This window comes from Acidisphaera rubrifaciens HS-AP3 (assembly GCF_000964365.1).
Taxonomy (GTDB): domain Bacteria; phylum Pseudomonadota; class Alphaproteobacteria; order Acetobacterales; family Acetobacteraceae; genus Acidisphaera; species Acidisphaera rubrifaciens.
Genome location: NZ_BANB01000830.1, coordinates 1 through 874 on the forward strand (window position 1 = coordinate 1; position 874 = coordinate 874).

General features: G+C 72.0%; 1 protein-coding gene. It reads right to left on the reverse strand.

All coding sequences use genetic code 11. The annotated features are described in order from the left end of the window. Window positions 1-83: 83 nt before the first annotated feature. Window positions 84-874 (reverse strand): glycosyltransferase (locus tag B8460_RS18270; protein ID WP_048863051.1); only part of this gene is annotated, 791 nt, incomplete at its 5' end.

An 874-nucleotide genomic window follows, 5' to 3' on the forward strand; every position in this document is an offset into this window, starting at 1 on the left:
ATGGCGGCCACCATGGCGGCGCGTCCAGGGCGCCGTCCGCCGCGCGCCGCGCCGTCAGCACGGTGGCGCGTGCGGCGCCCCGCTCAGGGGGTCGCCGGCTCGCACATCACGCCGCTGCGCGTCAGATGCCGGTTATAGAACGGGTCGCGCCGCACCCACGACGCCCAGCGCGTGCAGAACCGGTGCCGGTCCAGCGCGTCCTGCGTCAGCCGCCGCGCCGAGCGCGATTCGAAATGCCGCAGCCGCGCGAACGGCGTGTAGACCGTCCGCAGCCCCGCGTCGGCGAGCCGTAGGCAGAAATCGACGTCGTTGAAGTCGATCGGGAACCGCTCGTCGAACCCGCCCACGCGGTCGAAGGCGGCGCGGCGGAACGCGATCATCGCGCCGCTGACCGCCGCGTAGTTGCGCATCACCTGGTTGAACGCGTTATAGGCGACGTGGTGGCTCGGCAGCCCCTCGAACAGATGCGCCGCGGCGCCGTGGATGCCGAGCGCGATGCCGCAATGCTGGATGGTGTCGTCCGGGCGCAGCATCTGCCCGCCGACAATGCCAACGCCCGGCAGTTCCAGCGGCTCCAGCAGCGCCGCCAGCCAGCCGCCGTCGATTGCCTCCATGTCGTCGTTGAGCAACACGACGCGGTCGGTGCCGGAGGTGCGGACGGCGAAGTTGGCCTTCTCGGCAAAGTTGAACGACGCGCCGCCGCGGCGGAACGGCACGATCTCGACGCGCGTATCCAGCTCCGCCAGCGGTGCCGCGAGGGCGAGCGCGTCCTCGTCCACGACGACGCGGATGCGGAAGGCCGGCGCGGGCGGCTGCGCGAGGATGGACCGCACGAAGCTCGACACATAGGTGGCCGGCCAGTCGCGACCGACGC